Genomic DNA, 24,466 nt, shown 5'->3' on the forward strand with positions numbered 1-24,466 from the left:
TCCCTCTTGTCAGATTCTCTACGGCTGCCGGATCAGATGTCGTCGATCGACGACAGCTCGGGGCGCGAGATGTTGATGCCGAGCTCCTCGGCGGTGCGGAGTGCCTCGTCCTCGTCATCGCGGAGCGTGACGACGTCGCCGGCTGCGTTGAGCACCTCGACGTTCAGGCAGAGCGACTGCATCTCCTTCATGAGCACCTTGAAGGACTCGGGGATGCCGGGCTCCTGGATGTTCTCGCCCTTGACGATGGCCTCGTACACCTTCACGCGGCCGACGATGTCGTCCGACTTGATGGTGAGGAGCTCCTGCAGGGTGTACGCGGCGCCATAGGCCTCGAGCGCCCAGACCTCCATCTCGCCGAACCGCTGGCCGCCGAACTGGGCCTTCCCGCCCAGGGGCTGCTGCGTGATCATCGAGTAGGGGCCCGTCGAGCGCGCGTGGATCTTGTCGTCGACCAGGTGGTGCAGCTTGAGGATGTACATGTAGCCGACCGAGATCGGGAACGGGTACGGCTCACCGGAGCGACCGTCGAACAGGCTCGCCTTGCCGCTGCCGTCGATCAGGCGCACGCCGTCGCGGGTCGGGAGCGTCGCGTCGAGCAGGCCGATGATCGACTCCTCCGTCGCGCCGTCGAAGACCGGCGTCGCGACCTTGGTGCCCGCAGGCGCCTCGAGCGTCGCCGGGTCGAGACCCTTGGACCACTCGGGGTTGCCCTCGACCTTCCAGCCCGTCGCGGCGATCCAGCCGAGGTGCGTCTCGAGCACCTGGCCGAAGTTCATGCGCTTCGGGATGCCGAGCGGGTTCAGCACGATGTCGACCGCGGTGCCGTCCTCGAGGAACGGCATGTCCTCCTCGGGCAGGATCTTCGCGATGACGCCCTTGTTGCCGTGACGGCCGGCGAGCTTGTCGCCCTCCGTGATCTTGCGCTTCTGCGCGATGTACACGACGACCTTCTCGTGCACGCCCGAGCCCAGCTCGTCGTCGCCGTCCTCGGCGCGGAACTGCTTGACCGCGATGACGGTGCCCTGCTCGCCGTGGGGCACCTTGAGGGAGGTGTCGCGCACCTCGCGGCTCTTCTCGTTGAAGATCGCGCGCAGCAGGCGCTCCTCCGCACTCAGCTCGGTCTCGCCCTTCGGCGTGACCTTGCCGACGAGGATGTCGCCGGGGACGACCTCTGCGCCGATGCGGATGATGCCGCGCTCGTCGAGGTCTGCCAGCAGGTCGGGGCCGACGTTGGGGAGGTCACGGGTGATCTCCTCCTTGCCCAGCTTCGTGTCGCGGGCGTCGACCTCGTACTCCTCGATGTGGATCGACGAGAGCACGTCGTCCTTCACGAGGTTCTGGCTGAGGATGATCGCGTCCTCGTAGTTGTGGCCCTCCCACGGCATGAACGCGACGAGCAGGTTCTTGCCGAGCGCGAGCTCGCCGTTCTCGGTCGCCGGGCCGTCGGCGATGACCTCGCCGACCTCGATGCGGTCGCCGGCGGAGACGATGACCCGGTGGTTGTACGACGTGCCCTGGTTCGAGCGGTCGAACTTGCGCAGGAAGTACTGCTGCGTGCCGCCCTCGTCGAGCTGCACGGTGACCAGGTCGGCCGAGACCTCCGCCACGACGCCCGCGCGGGTCGCCGTGATGACGTCGCCGGAGTCGATGGCCGCGAAGCCCTCCATGCCGGTGCCCACCAGCGGCGACTCGGAGCGCACCAGCGGCACGGCCTGGCGCTGCATGTTCGCACCCATGAGGGCGCGGTTCGCGTCGTCGTGCTCGAGGAACGGGATGAGGCTGGTCGCGACCGACGCCATCTGGCGCGGCGACACGTCCATGTAGTTCACGGACTTGGGGTCGACGAGCTCGACCTCCTCGCCCTTCTTGCGGGCGACGACGCGCTCCTCGACGAAGCGGTCCTGCGCGTCGATCACGTTGTTGGCGTGAGCGACGATGAACTCGTCCTCCTCCGACGCGGTGAGGTAGTCGATCTGCTTGCTGACCACGCCGTTCTCGACGCGGCGGTACGGCGTCTCGATGAAGCCGAACGAGTTGATGCGGCCGAAGGTCGCGAGTCGACCGATGAGGCCGATGTTCGGTCCCTCAGGCGTCTCGATCGGGCACATGCGGCCGTAGTGCGAGGGGTGCACGTCGCGCACCTCGACACCGGCGCGCTCGCGCGAGAGGCCGCCCGGGCCGAGCGCCGACAGCGTGCGCTTGTGGGTCAGGCCCGCGAGCGGGTTGTTCTGATCCATGAACTGCGACAGCTGCGAGGTGCCGAAGAACTCCTTGATCGCAGCGCTCACGGGGCGCACGTTGATCAGGGTCTGCGGCGTGATCGCCTCGATGTCCTGCGTCGACATGCGCTCGCGCACGACGCGCTCCATGCGGGCCAGGCCCGTGCGGACCTGGTTCTGGATGAGCTCGCCGACCGCGCGGATGCGACGGTTGCCGAAGTGGTCGATGTCGTCGACGTCGAGGCGGATCTCGACCGGCTCGCCCTTGCGGACGCCCTGGATCGTCTGCTCCTCGGCGTGCAGCCCGACCAGGTACTTGATGGTCGCGACGATGTCGTCGACCGACAGGACCGAGTCGCTCATGGCTGCGTCGACGCCGAGCTTGCGGTTGATCTTGTAGCGGCCGACCTTCGCGAGGTCGTAGCGCTTCGGGTTGAAGTAGAAGTTGTCGAGCAGCGCGCGGGCGGCCTCGGCGGCGACCTGCTCGCCCGGACGCAGCTTGCGGTAGATGTCGCGGAGGGCGTCCTCCTTCGACATCGGCGCGTCCTTCTCGAGCGTCGCCATGATCGACTCGTAGCCGGCGAACTCGCGCGCGATGTCCTCGCTGGTGAGGCCGAGGGCCTTGAGGAAGACCGTGACCGACTGCTTGCGCTTGCGGTCGATGCGCACGCCGACGGCGTCGCGCTTGTCGATCTCGAACTCGAGCCACGCTCCGCGGCTGGGGATGACGCGTGCCGAGTAGACGTCCTTGTCGGAGTTCTTCTCGGGGGTGCGCTCGAAGTAGACGCCGGGGCTGCGGACGAGCTGCGAGACGACCACGCGCTCGGTGCCGTTCACGATGAACGTGCCCTTCTCCGTCATCAGCGGGAAGTCGCCCATGAAGACCGTCTGCGACTTGATCTCGCCGGTCTCGTGGTTCATGAACTCCGCCGAGACGTACAGCGGTGCGGCGTAGGTCTTGCCGCGCTCCTTGCACTCCGCGATGGTGTACTTCGGCACGTCGAGCACCGGCTCGGAGAACGAGAGCTGCATCTTCTCGCTCAGGTCCTCGATGGGCGAGATCTCCTCGAAGATCTGCTCGAGGCCGGAGTCCGTGTGGATGTCGTCGCGACCGGAGGTCTTCGCCTCCTCGGCCCGGACCTTCCACGCGTCGTCGCCGATGAGCCATTCGAAGCTCTCGGTCTGGAGTGCGAGCAGGTCGGGGACCGTCAGCGTGTCCGCGATGCGCGCGAAGCTCAGGCGGCGCGCGTTTCGACCAGTCTTGGGGCTCAGTTCAGCCAAGGCAGATACCTCCGGGCCGGGAAGGGTTGCGGGTCTTCCCGGGATCGTGTCGTCGGTGAGAGACTCGTCAACACCCTGAAGCGCCCGGTGAGGGCGCGCGCCGACCGCAATATGAAGGCAGAGGGGATGTCTATGAGCGCAAGGGCCTACATTACGCCGCGTGCTGCCTGATGTCCAGTCCATCCGGCGTGTCGGTTGGCGGGCTCCACCCGCTCGGTGGTAGCCCCCGCTCGCGGGCGGGATGATGGAGCGCGTGAGCACTCCCAGCCGACGCCTCTCCAGCGGCCTGCACGCCGAGATGCGCTTCTCGGGCGCGGGCGGCTGGCAGCTCGTCGTCGACGGCACACCGCAGTCGCATGTCGACCCCGAGCGGCCAGAGCTGCTGGTCTACGAGTACGTGCAGCAGATGGGCCACGTCATCGACGCCCTGCCGCCCGGCCCCCTCACCGCGGTGCACCTCGGCGCCGGCGCGCTCACGCTCCCCCGCTACGTCGACACGACGCGACGCGGCTCGCGCCAGCAGGTCATCGAGATCGAGCCGCTGCTGGTCGAGCTCGTGCGCGAGGTCGCCCCGCTCCCCCGCGGCGCGAGCGTGCGCGTGCGCTACGGCGACGCGCGGGAGCAGCTCGCGCGGCTGCCCGCCGGGCTGCGCGGCGCGGTCGACCTGGTGGTGGTGGATGTGTTCTCGGGCGCGCAGACGCCGGCGCACGTCACGACGGTGGAGTTCCACGCGCTCGTGCGCGAGCTGCTCGCCCCGGCGGGCGTCGTGATCGTGAACATCGCCGACGACCGCACGCTCTCCTTCGCCAAGCGCCAGCTCGCGGCGCTGCACGAGGTGCACGGCGAGGTCGCAGCGCTCGCCGACCCCGGCATGCTCAAGGGCCGCCGCTTCGGCAACGTCGTGGCGATCGCCGGGAGCGCGCTGCCCGACCTCGACGAGATCGGCAGGAGCCTGCGGCGCGATCCGCTGCCGGGCAAGGTCGTCTCCGGCGGCGAGCTCCGCCGCTTCCTCGGCGGCGCCCAGCCCGCGCGCGATGCCGATGCGACGCCCAGCCCGGCCCCGGGCCGCGGCGTCTTCGGCTAGCGCGGCGCCGCCGCCCGTCGTGGTCGAGCGCCGCCTCAGCTCGCGATCGAGGTGGCCGAGCCGCTCGGCTCGTGGTCGAGCGGCAGCTCGGCGCGGACGCGCCACGTGTCGCCCTGCCACCCGGTGCGCAGCGCGCCGCCGAACAGCTTCGTGCGCTCGTGCAGTCCCAGCAGGCCGAAGCCCGAGGGGGGCGCGGTCGGCCCGGTGAGCACGGGCAGCGTGTTCTCGACCTCGACGACCACCGCCCGCGCGCGCACCACCACCGAGATGGCGGCGGAGACCGATGCGGGCGCGTGCTTGAGGATGTTGGTCGTGGCCTCCTGCGCGATGCGCACGACCGCGAGCATCAGCGGCGAGGGCAGCTCCAGCGCGTCCGGCACGCGCAGCTCGGTCGGGATCCCCGCGGTGCGCAGGCTCGCGGCGAGCGCCTCCAGCAGCTGCTCCGGCTCGGCGACGAGCGCGCCGCCCGCGGCGCCGTCGGCCGTGCCGCCCTCGCCGTGGAGCGCCGAGAGCATCGTCCGCATGTCCTCGACCGCGCGGCGGGAGACCTCGCCGATCGCGCGCTGCGAGCTGCGTCGCTGCTGTGGGTCCTCCGAGCGCTCCAGCACGCTGGAGTGCATGGCGATCACGGTGAGCGCGTGCGCGACCACGTCGTGCATCTCGACGGCGATCCTGGATCGCTCCGCCGTGAGCGCGGCTCGGCGCAGCGACTCCTGCGCCGTGAGCCTGCCCTCGAGCTCGCGGCTGCGCCGCGCGGCCGCGCGCAGCACCGCGCCGACGAGGGCGCTGAAGCTGGTCAGCAGCACCGAGGTCAGGTTCGCGAGCCCGCCGCCCGGCGCGAGCGCCGCCCAGGCGATGTAGACGAGGCCCGTCATCGCCATGAAGGACGCCGAGCAGGTGCGGGCGATGATCGCCGCCACGATGGCGATGCCGAACTGGAAGGTGCCGAGCGAATCCCACGCGGAGGAGGCGAAGGCGAAGGCCAGGGTCAGCAGCGCGCCGACGGTCGGCCACCACGCCGCGACCACGACCACGGTGCTCGACGCCACGACCCACAGCAGGCTCTGCCACGAGCTGCCCTCCAGGCGGAGCAGCAGCGCGGCGCCTTCGATCAGCAGCAGCAGCGCGCCGCAGACCGTCAGGGCGATGCGCGCGCGGCGCGAGATCGGCAGGGTGACGAAGGCTGCGCTGACCGTGCGTGCGAGCGCTGGGAGCATGGGATCAGCATGCCAGCGCTCGGATGCGGCCGACGCGCGGGAAGGCGCAGGCCCGCTCCCGGTCTGCCCGACGCTCAGCGGCGCCGGCAGATCAGCGGGAAGACGGTGCACAGGAATGATGCGGGCGACTTGGGCTGCGCCGGTTCGAAGGTGCTGAGCAGTGCAGAGAGGAAGGGCATCGCGGACTCCGTCGTCAGGGGTGAGGTGCCGCGAGGGCCGCGACACGGATCAGCATGATGGCCGCGCGGCCGAGCCTGCCTCGGCCTCGAGGCGATGCGTGCCTGCGACTTTCGGAGGAGTCCGGGTGCGACACCCCTAGACTTCCGCCATGATCCGCGTCCTCGTCGCCGACGATCAGCCCCTGATGCAGCGTGCGCTGTCGATCTTCATCGAGGGCGCCGACGACATGGAGGTCGTCGGGCTCGCTGCCGACGGGTCCGCCGCGGTCACGCAGTCCCGCGCGCTCCGGCCGGACGTCGTGCTGATGGACATGCAGATGCCGGTCATGGACGGCATCGAGGCGACGCGACGGGTGATCGAGGCGCACCCCTCGACGAAGGTGATCGCCGTCACGACCTTCTCGACGGAGCAGTACCTGCTGCCGGCCCTCCGAGCGGGAGCATCCGGCTTCATCCTCAAGCACGTCGAGCCGGACGAGCTGCTCGAGGCCGTCCGGGCCGTGCACGAGGGTGCGGGCGCCATCTCTCGGCAGGTGACCCAGAACCTGATCGCCGCGGTGCGCGACGCCGAGGCGCCGGCACGGGCTCGAGCGCTCGCATCGGGCGAGGAGCTGACCGGTCGCGAGCTCGATGTCGTGCGCCTGCTGGCCAACGGCATGTCGAACGCCGAGATCGCGAGCGCCCTCTTCGTCGCCGAGGCGACGGTGAAGAGCCACCTCAGCCGCATCATGGAGAAGTGGCAGGTGCGCGATCGCGTGCAGGTGCTGATCCGCGGCGCCGAGCTCGGGCTGGTGAAGGTCGGCGTCTGACCGGCGCGGACCGCCGCAAGTCGCAGCCCTCGCTCCGTCGAACGGAGCAGACGAGTCGATCCCTTCGGCGGTGCCTCGAGCGCACCGCGCCCCCGCAGGCTGAGGTCGTCGCACCAAGCGGCACCATCCTCAACCTCGTACAAGGGAGTACATCATGCTCACAGTCATCGCACGGATCATCGCCGCACTCGGCAAGCTCGTCTGGACGAAGGGCCCGGCGCTCGTCCGCCGCGCCATCGCCTACGTCAACGCCAACAAGGCGAGGGTCTACAACTTCTTCACCCGGAACGGCGCCAGCATCGCCCGCACCATCGAGTTCATCCTTCGCCAGATCGGCGGCTGAGCCGAGCCGCTCCGCCCCGCTCGCACGGTCCCGCGCTCCCCGCGCGGGACCGTGCGGCGTCCTCGCCGCAGCATCCGACCCGCTCCTCTCGCACGCACCCCTTGGAGGCCCCGTGCTACTGTCCGTGACCATGCAGGGCGCTCATGACGCACCGCCCGACGACGCACCGGCCGCGCTGCCGCCCGTGGGAGAACCGGGTGCGCACCACCGCCCGCCCCAGGCGCAGCGCCTGTCGCACGTCATGACCGCCATCGGAACGCTCATCATGGTCGCGCTGGCGCTCGGCGCCCTGGCGATCTTCCGGACCGAGCTCGCCGCGACCATCGTGCTGGCGATCGCGCTCCCGCTGGTGGCCGTGATCGCGGTGCTCGACTTCACCGTCGGCAACCGCTGGGAGCAGCGCTACTACACGTACACCGTGACCGACGACTACGTCTACATCACCTCCGGCCGCTTCGTCCGCACCACGACGACGATGCCGACGCCGCACATCATCGCGGTCGAGACCCAGCAGGGCCCCGTGCAGCGCGCCTTCGGCCTGCTGTCGGTGCGGTTCACGACCATCACGGGCCAGCAGGAGCTCGGTCCGCTCGCCCCCGCCGAGGCGGAGCGCATCCGCGACCGCGTCACGCGCGCACTGCACGCGCACGGCGATGCCTGAGTCGCCGGCGGCCGCGCCGCTGGCGGGATTCCGCAGCGCGAGGGCATCCGTCCTGGCCGCGTACCTGTCGCTCGCGGTGGGCATCGCCCTCGGCGGCATCGGCGTGACGCTCCTGGTGCAGCTGCTGCCGCCCGACTGGCGCTGGATCGGCCCGGTGGTCATCGGCCTGCTGGTCGCCGCGATGGTCGTCGAGCCGATCACCTCGCACTGGTTCACCCGCTACACGGTGACCGCCGACGCGGTGATCGAGGAGTCCGGCTGGATCGATCGGAAGGTCAAGACGCTGCGATGGAGCCGCGTGCAAGCGGTGGACCGCAGCACCGAGTGGCAGCTGCGGCTGTTCGGCCTCGCCAACCTCCGGATCGCCCAGTCGGGCCAGGATGCCGCGCAGATCGAGATCCGCGGCATCCGCTCGGCGACGATCGAGCAGGTGCTCGAGCGCGCACGCCTCGGGGGCGCGACCGCTGCTGTCGCGGCGATCGACGAGCCATCGACCGCAACCGGCATCGAGCGGCCGGACGACGACGCCGAACCGCGCTCCAGCGATGACGCGGAGCCCGCAGCGACGTCCGAGCGCCTGCTCTACCGCGCGACCACCTGGGATCTCGCGGTCATGAGCGTCATGTTCGGCGCCGCGGTGCTCACGGTGCCGGCGCTCGCGTTCGGCGCGTGGGAGGCGGCGGAGCAGTTCGGGCTGCAGGCCTGGCTCACGGGCGTGATCGGCGGTCTCGAGCCGGTCAGCGCCGCGATCCTCGCGGGGCTCGCCGCCGTCGTGCTCGGCGCGCTCGGCACGATCCTGCGCTACCACGGCTTCTCCGTGCTGCGGGCGGGGGCGGAGCTCCGGATCCGGCACGGTCTGCTCATCTCGCACGAGCGCAGCTTCCGCGAGGACTCCATCCAGGGCGTCGTCGTGCAGCGCAACCTGCTCGAGCAGTGCAGCGGTCGCGCGCGGCTCTGGCTGCTGACCCTCGACGCCAACGAGCAGCTCGGCAAGAACCTCGTGCTCCCCTCGCTGCCCGTCCGGGTCGTCGAGCGCATCGCCAGGGAGTCGTTCCCCGGGCGGGTGCCGCTCACGGGCACGCTGCTCGCCCGTCGCCCTCCGCTGCTGACCACGCTCGTGACCACCGCGCTCGCCGTCGCGATCGTCGGCAGCACCTACGCCGCGCTGACCTGGGGGCTCGCGTGGCCGATCCTGCTCGCGGGAGCCTCGGCGCTGGTGGCGCTCGCGACGGTCTCGGCGATCTGCCGCGTGCTGCTCGCGCGCCTCGCGACCGACCCGCACAGCGAGCTGCTGCTGCTGCGGCGCACCTACCTCACCGAGAGCCTGCGCTGCGTCGACATCGCGGCGGTGCGCCGAGTGAGCGCGCGGCGCCTGCCCGCGTGGCTCAGCCCTCGCGGCCGGCGCCTGCTGCCGAGCGCAGCCATCTACGCGGGCAAGGCGGTCACGCTGCGCGCGCTGCACGCCGACGCCGCGGCCGTGGAGCGCATCCGCGCCGTGAGCGTCGCGCACGCGCCGCTCGTGGCCGCGCGCACCCTGGCGCAGCACCGCGCCTGAGCACCGCAGACGAGAGCGCCTCCCGGCGATCGGGAGGCGCTCTCGTCGTCCGGCGCGCGGCGGGAGTGCGTCGGAGGGCGCACACGACCTGCGCCGAAAGGCGCAAGGACGTCCATCCCGGAGGCGGTGCCGCTGCCCGCGGGAGCCGACGAGGCTGGGAGCAGACCGGAAGGCACACCGCCTCGAGGCACCGATCGACACAGGAGTCGACATGCTCGCAACCTTCATCGCCTACGTCCGCCGCAACGTCAGCTGGTCCGAGGCGATCCGCCTCGTCGCATGGATCGTCCGCAACACCGCCAAGGTGCTGCGCTGGCTGCGCGATCACCCGCACTACCTCGTGCTGCGCTACGTGCGCAGCGCTGCCTGATCCTGCCGGTGCGTGCGCACCTGCGCCGCACGCGCCAGCAGCGCTCTGGGCCCGGACCCGACCTCGGTCGGGCCGGGCCCTGCTCGTGCGCACCGGCGCGTGCTCCCGCGGATCCCTCGCTCGTGCGCGACGATGGAGCCATGAGCGAGTCGATCGGCTACGACCAGACCGCGCTGCGCAACGCGGTCGATGTCGCCTCGGCCGCGCGGCGGCTGCGGCAGCTGGGCCGCGAGCGCTCGCTCGCCGCGGTCTCCGAGCGCGCCTGGCTGCTCGAGTCGATCGGCCGCCTCGACGAAGCGCTGACCGCCGCGAGCGAGGCCGTCACCCTCGCCCGAGCCTCCGGCTCGCGCGACCGCGTCGCAGAGGCGCGGCTGCTGCGCGCATCCGTCATCCAGACGCGCGGCGACCTGCGCACCGCGCTGCGCGAGTGCACCGGCATCATCGCCGAGGCTCGCGCCAGCGACTGGGTCGAGCTCTGGGCGCACGCGCTGCAGCAGCGCGGCACCGTGCACTTCGCGCTCGGGCAGTGGCACGAGGCGTGCATCGACTTCACGGTCGCGGTCGAGCTGTGCCGCGAGGCGCAGCTCGAGGCCTCGCAGCTCGAAGCGGCAGAGCTCGCGCTCATGGTCGCGACCGATCGCGCGCAGACCGAGGCGCTTCGCGCCGAGCAGGATGTGCCGCGCGCCAACCACCCCATCTGGGGCGGACGCTGACGCTCCACAGGCTCTCGCCTGCGGCTCGCGCCCGCGTCGCCATGGCTGGCATGCTCGCAGCCGACGGAGGGCGGAGCGGTGGCTGATCTCGATCGGGTGCAGGTGTGGGCAGCGGCACTGCTGCGGCTGCACCTCGACGACTCCTGGAGCTTCGGCTTCGACCGGGCGGCGAAGCGCGCGGGACTGACGAACTTCACGACCCGGCGCATCACCGTCTCGAAGCACCTCGCGGCGCGCTGGGACGACGACGAGGTGCACCAGATCCTGCTGCACGAGGTGGCGCACGCGATGGCGGGCGCGCGCGCGGGGCACGGCCCTGCGTGGCGGCGCATCGCCCGCGACATCGGCTACGTCGGCGGTCGCACCCACCACGGAGAGATCGCAGCGGAGCGCGCGGGATGGATCGGCACCTGCCCCGGCGGCCACAGCCACGTGCGGTTCCGCGCGCCGAAGGGCCGCTACGCGTGCACGCCCTGCACGCGCGCGCAGCGCCGCCTGATCGAGGTGCGCTGGAGCCGACGCGAGCAGGCGGCATGACCCTCGCGCGTCGGCACTCGCCGGCGCGCGCGCGCTCGCGCTCGGCCTACCTGGGCGGCCCTGCCGACGGAGCGGTCTCGCTGCCGCCCTCGCTCACCGATCCCCTCGGCTGATCCTGCGAGGCTGCGGTCGCTGGATCCGCGGCCTCGCCCATCGGCAACGGCGCGGAGTCGGCGTAGGAGTCGCTGATCAGGCGATACGACCGCGTGAGGAACGCGAGGCCCGCGGCGATGACCATGACGATCCCCGCGCACAGGAACACCAGGGCGATGCCGCGCGCCGTGCCTGTGCCCAGGAGCGGCTCGAGGGCCGCTGAGCCCTCCGACGACCGCGCCCACGGGATGATGAGGAACTCCGCGATCGGCGCGATCAGGAACGCGGTGATCGGCGCGGCAGCCGACTCGAACGCCATCGCGAAGCCGAACACGCGCCCCTGGCGCCGCAGCGGCACGACGCGCTGGATGATCGTCTGCTCAGCGGCCTCCGCAGCGGGGATGAGCGCCATGTAGAGCCAGATGCCGAGCGCATACAGCCACCACCACTCGCGGATCGTGAAGAGCGCTCCCAGCACGCCCATGAGGGCGACGACGATCAGCAGCGTGCGGATGGGCCGCGTGCCGAGGCCGAACCTCGCGATCACGAGCCCGCCGACGATGAAGCCCGTCGAGGCGACCCCGAAGACGACGCCCCACATCGTGACGTCGAAGAGCTCGAGCCCGTAGGGATCCATCAGCGCCATGTAGACGCCGCCGATGAGGTTGTTGAAGGTCGAGAAGACGATCAGCGCGAACAGGCCGCTGATGGCGAGGACCGCGCGGATCGAGCCGCGCAGGTCGATGCCCTTGGCCTCGTCGTCGGGATGCTCGGGCACGACGTCCTCCGGGATCCGCAGCGTGGCGAGGTGGCCGAGGCTGAGCGCGAGCATCGCGATGCCGATCGCGATCGTCCACCCCATGCCGAGGAAGCCGATCGAGAGCCCGGAGAACACGCTCGTGACGATCATGGCGAGGCCCTGCACCGTGCCGACCAGGCCGTTCGCGTTCGCGTGGCGCTCGTCGGGCACCAGCAGCGTCACCGTGGTGGAGAGCGCGATGTTGCGCATGTGCTCGACCACCGAGCCGGCCAGGATGATCGCCATGAAGAGCCAGAGCCACGGCCCCGTGAGGTCGAGCAGCACGGGCTCCGGCAGCAGCAGGTACATCACGCCCGCGATCACGAACGCCGCGACCGTCAGCGCGCCGGAGAGCATCATGACGCGCAGCTTGCGATGGTGATCCACGATCGAGCCGAACATGATGCTGCCGAAGGCGACGAACAGCATGTAGGCGCCACCGATCACGCCGGTGGCGAGCACGCTCCTGGTCTCGAGGTAGACCCAGAACGTGAGCGCGAACCACACGAACGCGGTCGTGAGGTTCGCGAGCGCGGTGTTCGCCAGCACGTGCAGGAAGGTCCGCTCGCTCGGCGACCTCGTCAACGAAGCCATGCGCACACGGTAGACCCGCGCACCCACGCGGCGCACGCCCCGTCGGCGTCGCCCGCGGCCGATCGGGCCCGGCTGCGGCGAGGCGGCGCGTCAGCCGCGGGAGTCGCGCGCGGCTGCCCAGAGGTCGACGCCGGGCTCGTCGCGAGCCAGCTCGTCGATCGCCGCGAGCTCCTCGGCGCTGAGCGCCGGCCCCGACAGCGCGCCGAGGTTCTGCTCGAGCTGCTCGACGCGCGAGGCCCCGATCGTCAGCGAGGTCATGCGGTCGTCGCGCAATGCCCACGCGAGCGCCAGCTGCGCGAGCGACTGCCCGCGCTGCTCCGCGATCGCGGCGAGGCCGCGGATGCGCTCGGTCGCATCGGCGGAGACGTTCGGGTCGAGCGGCTTGCGCTCGCCACCGCGAGCCGCACGGGAGTCGGCCGGCACGCCATCGAGGTACTTCCCCGTCAGCAGCCCCTGCGCCAGCGCCGTGAAGCCGATCACCCCGATGCCGAGCTCACCGGCCGTCTCGAGCAGCCCATCCGTCTCGATCCATCGGTTGAGCATCGAGTACGAGGGCTGGTGGATCGTCAGCGGGGTGCCCAGCGAGGCGAGGATCTCGTGGGCGCGCCGCGTCTCGTCGGCGGAGTAGCTCGAGACGCCGACGTAGAGCGCGCGGCCGGTGCGCACGATGTGGTCGAGCGCACCCATGGTCTCCTCGAGCGGCGTCTCGGGGTCGGGGCGGTGGTGGTAGAAGATGTCGACGTGGTCGAGGCCCATGCGCTCGAGCGACTGGTCGATGCTCGCCACCAGGTACTTGCGGCTGCCGCCCATGCCATAGGGGCCGGGCCACATGTCCCACCCGGCCTTCGTCGTGACGAGGATCTCGTCGCGGTGCGCGGCGAGGTCGCTCGCCATCACGCGGCCGAAGTTGCGCTCGGAGGCACCGAAGGGCGGGCCGTAGTTGTTCGCGAGGTCGAAGTGGGTGATGCCGCGATCGAAGGCGGTCGTGAGCAGCGCGCGCTGGCGCTCGAGCGGCACGTCGTCGCCGAAGTTGTGCCAGAGGCCGAGGGTCAGCGCCGGCAGCTTGAGGCCGGAGGCGCCGGCGCGGCGGTACTGCATGGTCTCGTAGCGGGCGGGGTCGGGCTGCCAGGTCATCGGGTGGCTCCTTCGTGCTCGGGGGTGTGCTCGGGCGCCGGCTCAGGTCCTGCGGCGGTCGGCTCGGCGGGGGCCGCACGGCGCCCCTCGGCCGCGACGAGCGCGTTCGTGGCGCCGCGCAACGAGACAGCGGCGGCGCAGGCGGCAGCGCAGGCCGGGCTGTGGAAGTCGATGCCGAGCTCGGCCAGCTCGTCGACGACGCGGCCGGCGACCAGCAGGTCGGCGGCGGTGGGGCGCAGCGAGCCGTCTGCCCAGCGATCCCCCGCCGCCACGATCGCGATGCTCGCACGATCGCCGAGGCGCTCCTGCTCGTCGAGCGCGGCGCGGGCGATGCTCTCCGCGTTCACGAGGGTCGCCTCGAGCACGAGCGCCGTGCGCGGCGCTCGGCGCAGCAGCACCTCGGTCTCCGGCCCGCGATCGGCATCGGCCAGCACGACGATGTCGGCGGCCGCCGCCTGCAGGCCGGCCGCTCCCCACTCGAGGGTCACCTGGTAGTGCGCACTCATGGCACCAGCCTACGGAGCGCGACCCGGCGCATCCGCCGCACGGCGACGCACCAGCGGCTCAGCGCAGCGCGCCGAGGTGCGCGAGCGCCGCGCGCACGAGGCTGCCCCGGCCGCCCTCCATCTCGCTCGTGACGAGCTCGGAGGCCGCAGCCTCGGGCGAGAGCCAGGTCAGCTCGAGCGCGTCCTGCCTCGGATCGCACGTGCCGGTGACCGGCACGATGTAGCAGAGCGAGACGGCGTGCTGCCGCTCGTCGGAGTAGATGCCGTCGCCCGGCAGCGGGAAGTACTCCGCCACGTGGAACGGCGAGGGGCAGGCCGGCAGCTGCGGGAACGCCATCGGCCCCAGATCCTTCTCGAGGTGGCGGTAGAGCGCATCGCGCACGCGCTCGCCGCGCATGACGCGCCCCGAGACGACGGTGCGCGTCATCTCGCTCTGCGCGTTCATGCGCAGCAGCAGGCCCACGTCGGTCACCTGGCCGAGGCCGTCGAGCCGCACGGGGATCGCCTCCACGTACAGGATGGGCAGCCGCTCACGAGCCTGCTGCAGCTCGTCCTCGCTCAGCCATCCGGGATTGGGGTCAGGGGTGCGCACGGCCATGGCCCCATTGTGCCTGGCGCGAGGCTCGCGGCGCTCGCCGGCATCGACTCCGGGCCGTCGAGCAGCGCCCTGGGCGCGGCCGGGCGGCGCTCAGGGCCGCAGGCGCCGGCCCCGGCGGTCGGCCCAGAGCGCGAGCGTCAGCCACAGCGCGACGACGATCAATCCCACGACGATCGACGGGATGTCGCCCAGCCGCGCGAACCAGCCGACGGGGCTCGGCTCGATCGCGTCGAGCAGCGTGCGAGCGGCCAGCGTCGAGCCGACGGCGAGCAGGCTGATGCGCCCCACCGCCGCGAACGGCTCGGCGAAGACCCCGAGCGCCGACGTGCCGCCGCGCAGGTCGGTGTCGATGACGGGGTGCATCGCGGTCGCCAGCAGCGCCGCGAGCGTCGCGACGGCGAGGGTGAGCGGCGGGGTCCAGAGCGCCACGGCAGGAGCGAGCGGCTGCTGCCCCCAGACGGTGGGCGTGAAGTAGGCGAGGATGCCGAGCACGCCGAACAGCAGCGCCGCCAGCAGGCCGTAGCCGATGACGCGCCCGCGCTGCCGAGCGTCGACGCTACGGGCGCGCAGGAACGCGTGGACCAGCGCCGCGCCCGCGGCCGCCGGCAGCGCGAGGCCGAGCCCCGCGGCGACCGTGGTGACCCCCGCGACCACGAGCGGGTCGACGGCGGTGCCCGCCGCATCCGCCACTCCCCCGACGAGCAGGGTCGCCGGGCTGCACCGATCGCTCAGCTCGCCGCAGATGCCGGTGCTGAGCCACAGCGCGCCGGCCCCGGCAGCCGTGACGACCGCCAGCGCGAACGCCCAGCCTGCCCAGCTGCGCGCGAGCACGCCGAGGAAGCCGAGCGCGGCGACCGCGACCCCGACCTGCAGCAACGGCCCCGCGACGCGGATGCGCTCGAGACCCCCGAGCGTGCCGCCCTCGGGCGCGAAGGGGATGCCTGCGGCAGCGCCGCCGATCAGCGCGACGCCGGCGGCGACCAGGAGGCCCGCGAGCAGCAGGAGGAGGGCGCGACGGATCACGCGGCCGCCGGAGGTCCAGTGCCGGTGCTGCGCCATGGCGAAGGCGCAGCCGAGCACGACCGCGAAGGCGGGGAGCACGAGCGCGTCGAGGGCGACCGAGCCCCAGGGCTCGGAGCCGGGCAGCGGGCGGCGCGGGGCGGCGAGCCAGAAGGCGGTGGCGAGCACCAGCACGCCGCGGGCCGCGTCGAGCGAGACGACGCGGCCGACGCGGCGGCCGCGAGCACGGCCCGACGACGAGCCCGCACCGCGGCCGCGGGGGCCGCCGCCCGCGCCCACAGGGCGCAGCACCTTGGTGGTCGCCGACGTGTTCGCCATGCTTCGAGGCTACGGTGTCGGTGGAGGCGCGCGCCGCCCGGCGTCGCCCGAGCGAGAGGGGTGGGCATGCTCGAGATCGACGCGGATGCGGTGCAGTGGCGCGAGGCGCGCACCGATGCTGCGGGAGACGCACCGAGCGGCGACGGCGGCGACCTGCTCGTCGTCATGCACGGGCTCGGCTCCCACGAGGGCGACCTGTTCGGGCTGGCGCCGCACCTGCCTGCCTCGCTGACGATCGCGTCGCTGCGGGCGCCCATCCCCTACGGCGGCGGCTTCGCCTGGTTCGATCGCGCGGTGGTCGAGCTCGACGACCCCGCGCTCGTCGACGCATCGGCGCAGGCCGTGCTCGCGTGGTTGGACGGGCTCGAGCGCCCCTTCGACCGCGTGCACCTGCTCGGCTTCTCGCAGGGCGGCGTCATGGCGGTGCAGCTGGCGCGCCACGCACCCGACCGCTTCGCGTCGATCGTGCACCTCGCATCCTTCGTGAGCGCGCGGGAGCAGCCCGGGGATGCCGAACTCGCGGCGCGCGAGCCGCGCATCCCGCTGCTGTCGACGATCGGCACGCTCGACGACGTCATCCGCCGCGAGGAGGTCGAGCGCGCCATCCCGTGGCTCGACGCCCACTTCGACGTCGAGCGACGCACCTACGAGCGCGCGCACACGATCGTCGCCGAGGAGCTCGCCGACGTCGTCGCGTTCCTCGATCGCTGGCGCTGACGCTCGCTCTGCACGGCAGACTGGGCGCATGGAGCGGTTCAGGCTGGGCGGTGTGCCGGGGGTGACGCCGGCGAAGTGGCTGCGCGTGTGGCGCGAGCGGGTGCCGGACGTGCGCGCCGAGCTCGTCGAGGTCGCCGAGGCGGATGCGGTGGGGTGCCTGCTCGAGGGCCGCTGCGACGCGGTGCTCGCGCGCCTGCCGATCGACGACACCGACCTGCACGTCGTGCGGCTCTACGACGAGCTGCCGGTCGTGGTCGCTGCGAAGGGGCACCCGATCGTGGCCTTCGAGACCGTCACGACGGCTGACCTCGAGGGCGAGCCCCGCGTCGAGCGGGCCGGGATGACGGATGCGCAGCTGCTGGAGACCGTGGCGTCCGGTGCGGGCATCGCGATCGTGCCGATGGCGGTCGCCCGCGCGCTCGGCGGCGCGGACACCCGCCACCGCGTGGTCTCGGACCTGCCGCCGACGACGATCGCGCTCGCGTGGCTGCAGCAGGCCGACTCGCCCCTGCACCAGGAGCTCATCGGCATCGCGCGCGGCCGCAAGCCCGGCTCGTCCCGCGGGGATCGCGAGGAGCGCCGCGGCGACGCGGATGGCACGCAGGGCGCGGGCCGCACGCACGGCGTGCAGCCGGGCAACGCCGCGACGGGCGACAAGCCGCGGCCCTCGAAGCCGAAGCCGAAGCGCGGGTCGAACCGGCCGCGCAGACCGGGTGGGCCCGGGCGCCCCGGCAGGCCCGGGCCTGGCAAGCGCCGCTGACGGGCGCGCCTGGCACGGGCGGGCCACCGCCGGGGACGAAGAAACCGCGCCCTTGCTGGCGAGAGCAAGGACGCGGTTTGGCGGTGACGGTGGGATTTGAACCCACGGTAGGGGGTTGCCCTACACGACTTTTCGAGAGTCGCACCTTCGGCCGCTCGGACACGTCACCAAGGGGAGAGTTTACACACGCTCGCGCGCTGGCGCGAAACGAGGCAGCGCTCCACGACCGCCATGCTTCCCGCCTCAGCGCGGCAGCGCGCGCACGTGCCGCAGCTCGTGCATGCCCTCCTCGACCTTCGACCCGCCGTCGGCGTGCCACCCGTGCGACTCGTAGAAGCTGGTGGCGCGCTCGTTGCCGAGCAGCACCCACAGGTACGCGCGGTCGTGCCCGTCGGCGCGCAGGCGCCGCTCCGCCTCCAGGAGCAGGGCGTTGCCGACGCCGCGCGACCACCGGTCCGAGCGCGCGTAGATGGCGTACAGCTCGCCGCTCGCCGGCGCATCCGGCTCGCGCGCGGGCCCGCACATCGCCCAACCGACCACCTCGCCGTCCGCGACCGCGACCAGGTCGTGGCATCGCGCATCCGCGTGCATCTCAGCCCAGTGCTCCACGCGACGGCCGGTCTCGCGCTCGACGTCCATGCGGTCGAGCACCTCCTGCGGCACGAGCCCGCCGTAGGCCGCGCGCCAGGTCTCGACCCGGAGGCGAGCGATGCCGGCAGCGTCGTCGATCGACGCGTCCCGGATGTTGGCGGTCACGCCGCGACCCCCGGCGCAGCGTCGATCACGCAGAAGCGATTGCCCTCCGGGTCCTGCATGATCACGTAGTCGGCATCGTCGGGCCGGCCCGACCACTGCACTCGCTGGGCACCGAGCGACTCGAGCCGCGCGACCTCGGAGGCCTGGTCGTCGGCGTAGAGGTCGAGGTGGATGCGCGGGGGCAGCGCGCGCTCGCTGCGCTGCGCATCGAGCGACACATTGGGCGCGCCTGCTCGTCCTGCGCCCTCTCGCGGCCGCAGCAGCGCGAAGTCCTGGCCGATCGGCTCGCGCGGCTCGTAGTCGAGCGCGGCAGCCCAGAATCGCAGCTGGCGCTCGAGGTCGCTGCAGCGGATCACGATGGAGCCGACGGTGAGCATGGCGCAACCGTAATGGCACTTGCCGCGCAGCGGCTGACAGGTCGGCTCGCCGGTGCGTCGCCGGGTCAGTGGGCGCCGCTAGCCTCGGAGGCATGGCCAAGGCACCCGCGTTCCGCTGCTCAGAGTGCGGCTGGACGACCCTCAAGTGGGTCGGCCGGTGCGGCGAGTGCCAGCAGTGGGGCACGATCGAGGAGGTCGGCGCCTCGACCGCTCGCGTCAGCGCCGGCTCGGTGCCCGCGTCGCGCGCTGCACGACCCATCACCGAGCTGCAGACGACGGATGCACCGCGGTGGCCGACGGGCATCGCCGAGTTCGACCGCGTGCTCGGCGGCGGCATCGTGCCCGGTGCCGTCGTGCTGTGCTCGGGCGAACCGGGCGTCGGCAAGTCGACCCTGCTGCTCGCGGTGGCGGCCAAGGCCGCGTCGGCCGGCAAGCGCGTGCTCTACGTCTCCGGCGAGGAGTCGCTGGCCCAGGTGCGGCTGCGAGCAGAGCGCACGGGGGCGCTCGAGCCACAGCTCTACCTCGCGAGCGAGACCGACCTGGCGACGATCCTGGGCCAGCTGCGCGACACGCAGCCGGAGCTGGTCGTCGTCGACTCCGTGCAGACGGTCGCGAACGCCGACAACGACGGCCTCGCCGGCGGACCCAGCCAGGTGCGCGACGTCGCCTCAGCGCTCACGCGCGCGGCGAAGGCGGCGGATGTGCCGCTGCTGCTGGTCGGGCACGTCACGAAGGACGGCTCGGTCGCGGGGCCGCGCGTGCTCGAGCACCTGGTCGACGTCGTCGCGCACTTCGACGGCGATCGCCAGACGGCGCTGCGCTTCGTGCGCACCTCCAAGAACCGCTTCGGCCCGACGGACGAGGTGGGCTGCTTCGAGATGACCGGCGACGGGATCCTCGAGGTGCCCGACCCCTCAGGCCTGTTCCTCTCACGATCGACGACGCCGCTCGCCGGCACGTGCGTCACCGTCACCCTCGAGGGTCGCCGCGCGATCCCGGTCGAGGTGCAGGCCCTCGTCGTCGCCGCGTCGACGCCGCAGCCGCGGCGAGTGGTGAACGGCGTCGACTCGTCCCGCGTGGCCATGGTGCTCGCGGTGCTCGAGCGGCACGCGGGCATGCAGCTCGGCACCAAGGACGTCTACGTCTCGACCGTCGGGGGGATCAAGCTCACCGAGCCGGGCGCCGATCTCGCCATCGCGCTCGCGATCGCGAGCGCCGATCGCAACGTCGCGCTCTCCGGGCGCCTCGCCGCGATCGGCGAGCTGTCGCTCGCCGGCGAGATCCGCGCCGCCTCCGCCGTCAAGCGGCGCGCCACCGAGGCCAGGCGGCTCGGCTACACCCGGGTGATCGACGACAGCGTCGCGCTGGTGCGCAACGCCATCCCCGAGGCGATCAGCCAGGGGCGACGCGAGGCCGAGTCGCGGCCTCGCCTCGTCGCGGTGCCGGACTTCTGAAGCGCGTCTCGTGACGCGTGCCTGCGGCGCGCTCCTCGACGAACGGGCTAGGCGTCGGGGGCCTTCGCCGCGTCGGGCTTCGGCACCTCGAGCATCGCGGTGTCGAGCGTGAGGTCGCGGCCGCCGTCCGAGGCTCCGACGGCGATGCGCTCACCGCGGAAGAACGCGGGCTGGCGCACCGACTGCACGACCATGATGACGACCCCGATGCCGAGCGTGACGACGCCCAGCACGAACACCAGGCCGACACCGCCGATGCTCGAGCCCGAGCCGTAGTCGGGGTTCATCGAGTCGATGAGCGTCGTGACGAACAGCACCGCCAGCACGAGCCCGCCCAGCAGCGGGAAGACCAGCCGGTAGAGCGCGGTGCGCACCGAGGCGAACCAGGTGCGGCGGAAGTACCAGACCGCCGCGAAGGCGGTGAGGCCGTAGTAGAAGCAGATCATCATGCCGAGTGCCGTGATGGTGTCCCACAGCACGTTCTCGCTGATGAAGCGCATGATCGCGTAGAAGCCGCTCGCGACGGCGCTCGCGACCAGCGTCGCGAAGCCCGGGGACTCGAAGCGCTCGGTGACGCGCGCGAAGGGCGCCGGCAGCGCGCCGTAGTGCCCCATCGCCAGCAGCGTGCGCGCCGGGCTCACGAACGTCGACTGCAGCGAGGCGGCCGAGCTCATCAGCACCGCGAGCGACACGAGCACGGCGAGCGGGCCGAGGATCGGACCGGCGAGGGCGAAGAACACGTTGTCCTGGATGTCGAGGTTGCCGAGCCCGAACTCGCCATCGCCGACGCCAGCGTAGGCGATGAGCGAGATCGCCAGCAGCAGGTAGAGCACCATGATGATCACGACCGTCCAGGTGGCGGCGAGCCCGGGCGTGCGGTCAGAGCCTCGCGTCTCCTCGTTCATCGTGAGCGTGACGTCCCAGCCCCAGAAGATGAAGATCGACAGCGACAGGCCGGCCGCGAAGGCGGTGAACGAGTCGACGGCGAAGGGGTTGAACCAGGATGCCTCGACGGGCGTCGCGTCGAAGGCCGAGCCGTTCACGACGCGAACGATGGCGGTGGCGGCGAAGCCCAGCAGCACCAGCACCTGGATGCCGACGAGCCAGTACTGCAGCCGCTGCGTCGTCTTGACGTCGCGGTAGGAGATGAAGGTGGCGCCGGCCATGAACAGCAGGCACACGAGCACGTTGATGCCGGGCTCGGCCGCGAGATCCGCGATCGCCGGCTGCCCGAAGACCTGCGCGAGCATCAGGAAGAAGAAGTCGACGGCGATGCCGGCGAGGTTGGAGAGCACGAGGATGGTGGCGGCGATCAACCCCCAGCCGGCCATCCAGCCGACCCACGGCCCGAACGCCCTCGTCACCCAGGTGAAGGTCGTGCCCGAATCGGGCATGGCGCTGTTGAGCTCGCGGTAGCCGAAGGCGACCAGCAGCATCGGCAGGAAGCCCACGAGCATGATCGCCGGCACCTGCACCCCGACCTCCGACACGGTCGGGCCGAGGGCCGCCGTGAGCGTGTAGGCCGGCGCGATGCAGGAGATGCCGATGACGATCGCTCCGATGAGCCCGACGGAGCCCGCTCGGAGGCCCTTCGCGCTGCGCTCAGCGGTGGGTGGGTGCGGCTGGCTCATCGGACGTCCTTCCTCTGCCGCTCCATCGCGGCGCTGCCGAAGACGCGCGACGCGCGCCGTCGGAGGTGGCGGGGCTACGCCCCGAGGCTCGCGAGCACATCCTCAGCAGCCTGGCGGCCGGAGCGGATGGCGCCGTCGACGTGCTGGTAGCCGTGACCCGCGTAGTCGCTGCAGGCCCAGTGGATCGGGCCGACAGGCTGCCGCTGGTCGGCCCCGTAGCGGTGGAGACCGCCCAGGTCGTAGCTCGCGGCGTACGCACCGCGCGTCCACTCCTCGCTGCCCCAGTCGCTCTCGTAGTAGACGGCCGGCTCCAGCGCCTCCGGCCCCAGGTAGCGGGCGATCGACTCGAGGATCCGGCGACGGCGCTCCTCATCGCTCAGGCGGAACGCGGCATCGGCGTGCTCGTCCGAGACGAACCCGACGAGCGTGCCCCGCGGATCCGCGTGATTCGTGTTGTCGTAGAGCTCGTGCACCAGCTCCTCAGGCCCGAAGCCGGTGCCGGAGAGCCCCGCCTCGCGCCAGAACGGCCGGTCGTAGACCGCGTGCACCTTGATGACGATGCCGAGCGAGAGGTGCTGGTGCAGCTGGTGCTGCCGGCGCGGCAGCGGCGGCTGCACGTCGATGCGGGTGATGAGGTTCGGCGGCACGGCGACGACGACGCGACGCCCGCGCACGACGACGCCGTCGGCGACCACGCGCACGCCGTCGTCGGACCGCTCGATGCGACGCACCGGCGCCGAGAGGTGCACGGCATCGCCCAGCGCCTCGGCCATGCGGACGCTGACCTGCTGCATGCCGCCGATCACGCGGCGGTCCAGGATCTCGTCCTCGTCGAGGAGGTTGGCGAAGCCGTCGGCGCTCGCCGCCATCAGCAGCGCCTGCAGAGTCGAGAAGGCGTGGGAGGGCTTCGTGAGCATGGCCGGGCCGATGAAGAGCGCCGTCAGGCTCGCGGCGGCCCGGTCCTCGGTCTGGTCGCGCAGCCAGCGCTCGAAGGCGACCGTGTCGAGCTCGCGCGCCCGCGGGTGGTCCCACGGCGCCTCCGGGTCGATCTCGGCGACGAGAGCCTCGATGACCGCGACCAGCCGATCGACCTCGGCGAGCGTCGCCGGGTCGATCGGGAAGTCGCCGGTGAAGCGCTCGGCCGAGCCGTCGGGGTGCACGTAGACCGACTCCCCGTCGCGGTAGCGCTGGAAGGTCTCGAGCCCGAGGCGCTCGATCGTCTCGAGCAGGGTGGTCTGGTGCGGCGACACCCACTGCCCGCCCAGCTCGAGCATCGCGCCCTCGACGGTGTCGGTCCAGGTGCGGCCGCCGACGCGGTCGCGGGCCTCGAGCACGGCGACCGTGCGGCCGGCATCGGCGAGCGCGGTGGCGGCTGCCAGGCCGGCGGGACCGGCCCCGACGACCACCACATCGACGGACGTCTCGGTGTCGACCCTCACGGGTCCTTGCTGCGACATGCTGCCTCCGCTCCGCGCGCTTGAGGCGAACCTAGCGCCCCGAGGGGCCCGCGAGCACTATTCGAGGATGAACTGCCGGCTCTTGGCGCTCGCGTAGTCGCCGACGCGCACGCTCAGGTTGTAGGCGGCACCCCCTGCCGTCACCTGCGGGCGCTCTGCCGTGCACGTGTCGACCGACGACCGGGTGCGATCCCACTCGATGGGCATCGTCGACTGCGGCGTGCCCGGCTGCAGGGCGACGATGTTGTCCTGCACGTCCGCCGCGCAGTCGGACCAGCGGTAGACGAGCTCGTCGCCCGTGCGGATCTCGTACTCCTGCACGCTCGTGCCGGCGTTCAGCGAGCACGGCTCCTCGCCGGTGTTCTCGATCGTGAAGGTGAGCTGCACCGGGTCGCCCTCGCCGTAGGTGGAGCGGTCGGTGCCCGGCTCGATGCGGATCTGGTCGGCGCTGCAGGGTTCGCTCGCGTCGGCCTCGGGGTCTCCGCCGATGGGGGTGAAGGGCTGCGTCGAGGTCGGCTCCGGGCTCTCCTCCGGCTCGTCTGCCTCGGGTTCGGGCGTCGCAGGCGCGGTCGTCGCCGCGCTCTCGCTCGGCGGGGCCGGCGCCGGTTCGTCGCCGGCCGCCCACGGCTGCCAGATGAGGAGCCCGACGGCCGCGAGCAGCACGATCAGCAGCATCGCGAGCAGCGTGCGCCGCCGTCGCACGGCGGCGCGACGCTTGGCTGAGGGGTGCGTGCTCACGGGTTCAGGGTAGGCGAGCGCGGGCTCAGAGGCGCTTGAGCATGCGCGTGTTGCCGAGGGTGTTCGGCTTCACGTGCGCGAGGTCGAGGAACTCGGCGACGCCGCCGTCCTGCGAGCGCAGCAGCTCGGAGAACACGTCGGGCTCGATGATCTGCTCAGAGACCTCCTGGAAGCCGTGGCGGCCGAAGAACTCGGTCTCGAAGGTCAGGCAGAACAGCCGCGTCAGCCCCAGCCGCTTGGCGCGCTCCTCGAGCGCGACGAGCATGGCGTGGCCCACGCCGAGCCCCACCGCGTGCTCGGCGGCAGCGATCGTGCGCACCTCGCCGAGGTCCTCCCAGAAGACGTGGAGCGCGCCGCAGCCGACCAGTGCTCCGTCGCGCTCGGCGACCACGAACTCCTGCACCGCCTCGAAGAGCGTCACGAGCTCCTTGCCGAGCAGGATCTGGCGATGCGCGTAGGGCTCGATCAGCAGCTGCATGGCGCGCACGTCGCTCGTGCGCGCGGGGCGCACGGTGATGTCGGATGCGTCGTGGGTCATGGGTC

Annotated in this window: 24 protein-coding genes and 1 tRNA gene; 11 read left to right on the plus strand and 14 right to left on the minus strand. The window is 72.1% G+C overall.

All coding sequences use genetic code 11. From position 1 onward, the window contains the following. Positions 1–32: 32 nt before the first annotated feature. On the minus strand, positions 33–3,503 hold the full coding sequence (rpoB, locus tag AA0Z99_RS09930) for a DNA-directed RNA polymerase subunit beta (protein ID WP_413316925.1): 3,471 nt from the start codon (positions 3,501–3,503) through the stop codon (positions 33–35). 244 nt (positions 3,504–3,747) lie between these two features. Here rpoB and AA0Z99_RS09935 point away from each other — a divergent pair, with 244 nt between their 5' ends. Further along, positions 3,748–4,587, plus strand: coding sequence for a spermidine synthase (locus tag AA0Z99_RS09935; protein WP_413320834.1), 840 nt, complete (start codon positions 3,748–3,750; stop codon positions 4,585–4,587). Between the two features lie 35 nt (positions 4,588–4,622). On the opposite strand, the gene AA0Z99_RS09940 is transcribed toward AA0Z99_RS09935, so the two are convergent. Next, positions 4,623–5,804 (minus strand): sensor histidine kinase, encoded by a 1,182-nt coding sequence (locus AA0Z99_RS09940; RefSeq protein ID WP_413316926.1) that lies wholly within the window; start codon positions 5,802–5,804, stop codon positions 4,623–4,625. 328 nt (positions 5,805–6,132) lie between these two features. Between AA0Z99_RS09940 and AA0Z99_RS09945 the strand changes: the two genes are divergently transcribed. From AA0Z99_RS09945 to AA0Z99_RS09975, 7 genes are all read left to right on the plus strand, one after another. Then, a complete protein-coding gene (locus AA0Z99_RS09945) occupies positions 6,133–6,792 on the plus strand; it encodes a response regulator (protein WP_413316927.1) in 660 nt (219 codons plus the stop codon). 154 nt (positions 6,793–6,946) lie between these two features. After that, positions 6,947–7,135 carry a hypothetical protein gene (locus AA0Z99_RS09950; protein WP_413316928.1) on the plus strand — a complete coding sequence of 63 codons (189 nt, stop codon included), beginning with the start codon at positions 6,947–6,949 and terminating at the stop codon, positions 7,133–7,135. Positions 7,136–7,265: 130 nt separating this feature from the next. Further along, positions 7,266–7,796, plus strand: a complete 531-nt coding sequence (locus AA0Z99_RS09955) for a PH domain-containing protein (RefSeq protein ID WP_413316929.1) — start codon at positions 7,266–7,268, stop codon at positions 7,794–7,796. Further along, on the plus strand, positions 7,789–9,351 hold the full coding sequence (locus tag AA0Z99_RS09960; RefSeq protein WP_413316930.1) for a PH domain-containing protein: 1,563 nt from the start codon (positions 7,789–7,791) through the stop codon (positions 9,349–9,351). The genes AA0Z99_RS09955 and AA0Z99_RS09960 overlap by 8 nt, the downstream gene beginning before the upstream one ends. Before the next feature lie 211 nt (positions 9,352–9,562). Further along, positions 9,563–9,721 carry a hypothetical protein gene (locus AA0Z99_RS09965; protein ID WP_413316931.1) on the plus strand — a complete coding sequence of 53 codons (159 nt, stop codon included), beginning with the start codon at positions 9,563–9,565 and terminating at the stop codon, positions 9,719–9,721. A gap of 140 nt (positions 9,722–9,861) precedes the next feature. Next, positions 9,862–10,434 (plus strand): hypothetical protein, encoded by a 573-nt coding sequence (locus AA0Z99_RS09970; RefSeq protein ID WP_413316932.1) that lies wholly within the window; start codon positions 9,862–9,864, stop codon positions 10,432–10,434. A gap of 78 nt (positions 10,435–10,512) precedes the next feature. Next, on the plus strand, positions 10,513–10,971 hold the full coding sequence (locus AA0Z99_RS09975; protein WP_413316933.1) for a SprT-like domain-containing protein: 459 nt from the start codon (positions 10,513–10,515) through the stop codon (positions 10,969–10,971). Between the two features lie 46 nt (positions 10,972–11,017). On the opposite strand, the gene AA0Z99_RS09980 is transcribed toward AA0Z99_RS09975, so the two are convergent. From AA0Z99_RS09980 to AA0Z99_RS10000, 5 genes are all read right to left on the minus strand, one after another. Beyond that, positions 11,018–12,457 (minus strand): MFS transporter, encoded by a 1,440-nt coding sequence (locus AA0Z99_RS09980; protein ID WP_413316934.1) that lies wholly within the window; start codon positions 12,455–12,457, stop codon positions 11,018–11,020. 90 nt (positions 12,458–12,547) lie between these two features. Continuing rightward, a complete protein-coding gene (mgrA, locus tag AA0Z99_RS09985) occupies positions 12,548–13,591 on the minus strand; it encodes an L-glyceraldehyde 3-phosphate reductase (RefSeq protein WP_413316935.1) in 1,044 nt (347 codons plus the stop codon). After that, complete coding sequence (locus AA0Z99_RS09990) at positions 13,588–14,097, minus strand: hypothetical protein (RefSeq protein WP_413316936.1); 510 nt, start codon at positions 14,095–14,097, stop codon at positions 13,588–13,590. The genes mgrA and AA0Z99_RS09990 overlap by 4 nt, the downstream gene beginning before the upstream one ends. A gap of 58 nt (positions 14,098–14,155) precedes the next feature. Then, complete coding sequence (locus AA0Z99_RS09995) at positions 14,156–14,695, minus strand: NUDIX hydrolase family protein (RefSeq protein ID WP_413316937.1); 540 nt, start codon at positions 14,693–14,695, stop codon at positions 14,156–14,158. A 90-nt stretch (positions 14,696–14,785) separates the two neighbouring features. Further along, a complete protein-coding gene (locus tag AA0Z99_RS10000; RefSeq protein WP_413316938.1) occupies positions 14,786–16,033 on the minus strand; it encodes a hypothetical protein in 1,248 nt (415 codons plus the stop codon). A 66-nt stretch (positions 16,034–16,099) separates the two neighbouring features. On the opposite strand from AA0Z99_RS10000, the gene AA0Z99_RS10005 reads away from it, so the two are divergent. Together AA0Z99_RS10005 and AA0Z99_RS10010 are read left to right on the plus strand one after the other, a co-directional pair. Continuing rightward, positions 16,100–16,750: an alpha/beta hydrolase gene (locus AA0Z99_RS10005; protein ID WP_413316939.1), complete on the plus strand. Its 651-nt coding sequence runs from the start codon at positions 16,100–16,102 to the stop codon at positions 16,748–16,750. 28 nt (positions 16,751–16,778) lie between these two features. Next, a complete protein-coding gene (locus tag AA0Z99_RS10010) occupies positions 16,779–17,510 on the plus strand; it encodes a LysR family transcriptional regulator substrate-binding protein (RefSeq protein WP_413316940.1) in 732 nt (243 codons plus the stop codon). 78 nt (positions 17,511–17,588) lie between these two features. On the opposite strand, the gene AA0Z99_RS10015 is transcribed toward AA0Z99_RS10010, so the two are convergent. The 3 genes from AA0Z99_RS10015 to AA0Z99_RS10025 form a co-directional block, all read right to left on the minus strand. After that, positions 17,589–17,679: transfer RNA gene (locus AA0Z99_RS10015), tRNA-Ser, on the minus strand. Between the two features lie 74 nt (positions 17,680–17,753). Next, positions 17,754–18,266, minus strand: a complete 513-nt coding sequence (locus tag AA0Z99_RS10020; RefSeq protein WP_413316941.1) for an N-acetyltransferase family protein — start codon at positions 18,264–18,266, stop codon at positions 17,754–17,756. Further along, positions 18,263–18,643: a VOC family protein gene (locus AA0Z99_RS10025; protein WP_413316942.1), complete on the minus strand. Its 381-nt coding sequence runs from the start codon at positions 18,641–18,643 to the stop codon at positions 18,263–18,265. Before AA0Z99_RS10025 ends, AA0Z99_RS10020 begins: the two co-directional genes overlap by 4 nt. A 92-nt stretch (positions 18,644–18,735) precedes the next feature. On the opposite strand from AA0Z99_RS10025, the gene radA reads away from it, so the two are divergent. Further along, a complete protein-coding gene (gene radA / locus AA0Z99_RS10030; RefSeq protein WP_413316943.1) occupies positions 18,736–20,097 on the plus strand; it encodes a DNA repair protein RadA in 1,362 nt (453 codons plus the stop codon). 47 nt (positions 20,098–20,144) lie between these two features. Here radA and AA0Z99_RS10035 read toward each other — a convergent pair whose 3' ends face one another. The 4 genes from AA0Z99_RS10035 to AA0Z99_RS10050 all read right to left on the minus strand — a co-directional run bounded on the left by AA0Z99_RS10035 (position 20,145) and on the right by AA0Z99_RS10050 (position 24,461). Continuing rightward, entirely contained in the window at positions 20,145–21,728 is a 1,584-nt protein-coding gene (locus AA0Z99_RS10035; protein WP_413316944.1) for an APC family permease, read from the minus strand. Positions 21,729–21,802: 74 nt separating this feature from the next. Next, complete coding sequence (locus AA0Z99_RS10040) at positions 21,803–23,185, minus strand: flavin monoamine oxidase family protein (protein WP_413316946.1); 1,383 nt, start codon at positions 23,183–23,185, stop codon at positions 21,803–21,805. 57 nt (positions 23,186–23,242) lie between these two features. After that, positions 23,243–23,923 carry a hypothetical protein gene (locus AA0Z99_RS10045; protein WP_413316948.1) on the minus strand — a complete coding sequence of 227 codons (681 nt, stop codon included), beginning with the start codon at positions 23,921–23,923 and terminating at the stop codon, positions 23,243–23,245. A gap of 25 nt (positions 23,924–23,948) precedes the next feature. After that, positions 23,949–24,461, minus strand: coding sequence for an amino-acid N-acetyltransferase (locus AA0Z99_RS10050; protein ID WP_413316950.1), 513 nt, complete (start codon positions 24,459–24,461; stop codon positions 23,949–23,951). Between the last annotated feature and the right edge of the window lie 5 nt (positions 24,462–24,466).

Origin of the sequence: Agrococcus phoenicis, from assembly GCF_047302415.1 — a bacterium.
GTDB lineage: Bacteria > Actinomycetota > Actinomycetes > Actinomycetales > Microbacteriaceae > Agrococcus.